The organism is Paenibacillus sp. AR247 (genome assembly GCF_002968895.1).
Taxonomy (GTDB): Bacteria; Bacillota; Bacilli; order Paenibacillales; family Paenibacillaceae; genus Paenibacillus_AQ; species Paenibacillus_AQ favisporus.
The window spans coordinates 37,476-39,023 of sequence record NZ_PCZT01000002.1 but is presented as its reverse complement, the minus strand read 5'-3'; the positions used below and the strand labels follow the sequence as shown (position 1 = coordinate 39,023).

Sequence of the window (1,548 nt, the reverse complement as noted above, 5' to 3'; positions counted from 1 at the left end):
GGCAATGTATGTCCCTAATGCGGTATTATTAAGGTACAGGCATGTTAGTGGAGGAGGAGACTTTTACTTGGAATTCAAAGGTGCAATGGGTGGAATTTACAAAATTACAGAGTGGATTACCCGGATAGCTTACAGCAATATCTTGTGGATGCTGTGTTCGATCCCATTCTTCTTTTTTCTGGTGACGAAGCTGCTGGTAACGGGGGCTAACGAGTCGCTGCAGATGAACTGGGCCATGGGAATCGTGGCACCGTTTACATTGTTCCCTGCAACGGCGGCGCTGTTTGCGGTGGTGCGCAAATGGGTGATGGGCGATACCGATATTAAAATTTTCAGCACCTATTTCAGAGCGTACAAGGAAAACTACAAACAAAGTATGGTCGGCGGTATTTTCTACGTGCTGCTGCTGGTTATTATGATGGTGGATTATACGGTCTATATGACCCAGTTCCGCAATATGCAGCTGATCGGGATTGTGATGCTGATCCTGCTGATCGTTCTGTTCCTGTCGATGTTCAACTTTTTTTCGATGATCGTTCATTACCATATGTCCATCGGACAGATTTTGAAGAACGCGGTTCTGATTACGATCATCCGGCCTTTCCGGGTGCTTGCTACCGTGCTCGGGAGTGCGGTCGTCCTGTTTATCGGGTCCAAGTATCCAGCGCTGATCTTCTTCTTTGGCGGAAGCGTCATCGCATTGTGGGCGTTTTTCAACTTCTACGGCACCTACATGAAGATGCAGGAGCAAGCGGAGCGGCTCAAACAGAAGGAAGAAGAGGCACAGCAGGAAGCTGCTGACGCAGATGATTCCGTAAGTTTGCAGGGTGATCCGGACAAGAGAGATGAATGGTACGAGGAAAGCGTTTCAAATGGTGATGAGCCGGGTAAAAGAAACTAAGCCAGCAAGCGATATTTTCTTCTAAATTTTTACCATTTCGTTTACATGCTGACGATTTCGGTCTATAATAAGACTACATCCTGCGATGTTCGCCACGGTTAATCGTTGTTTTGAACCAATGATAATGTCTGAGGGAGATCTATATGAAGCGCAGCTGAAACGCCCTGTCTATATGACATGGGGACTTCAAAACCGCTGATGCGATCACCCACCTGCTAGAGCAGGTTCAGAAGACAATTTAACCGGACGGCATAGGCGGGTTTTTATTTTGTCGATGAACCCATTGCGACCATTATGGTGCAGAATAGAGAACATCCCAACTGGTTCTATTTCCGGTTTGGGGTGTTTTTTTGTTGAATCCCCGGCATCATTCCGTACTTACTCTTTTGTTCTGACCGTAACAATGATAAACTGTTAAGTATTGATGATGTTTACTATAAAGGAGGAAAGGTCTTGTCGCTAAAGAGAGTTCTAGTGGGGGTCATTCGCAGTCAAGAAGGAACAAGCGACCGCGCGAAGGATCCTAAAATGAAAAACGCGCTATTACAATTTATCGAAAAGACAAGGCATGGGAGGAAATCTCCTCGACACTTAAAAAAAATTCCTAGGCTACAAAGTGCTGCACGAGGTGTCTTCCGTCGGGGAAA

The 1,548-nt window shown here is 46.0% G+C and carries 1 protein-coding gene, 1 other RNA gene and 1 pseudogene; all 3 read left to right on the top strand.

The window, feature by feature from the left end; all coding sequences use genetic code 11:
* The first annotated feature begins 67 nt into the window (after window positions 1-67).
* Window positions 68-901, top strand: coding sequence for a YesL family protein (locus CPT76_RS00500; protein WP_105441574.1), 834 nt, complete (start codon window positions 68-70; stop codon window positions 899-901).
* Between the two features lie 74 nt (window positions 902-975).
* A non-coding RNA gene (gene ssrS / locus CPT76_RS00495) (6S RNA) lies at window positions 976-1,167 on the top strand.
* A 187-nt stretch (window positions 1,168-1,354) separates the two neighbouring features.
* Window positions 1,355-1,548 (top strand): annotated as a pseudogene (locus CPT76_RS38225) (DUF1499 domain-containing protein); the annotation flags it as partial.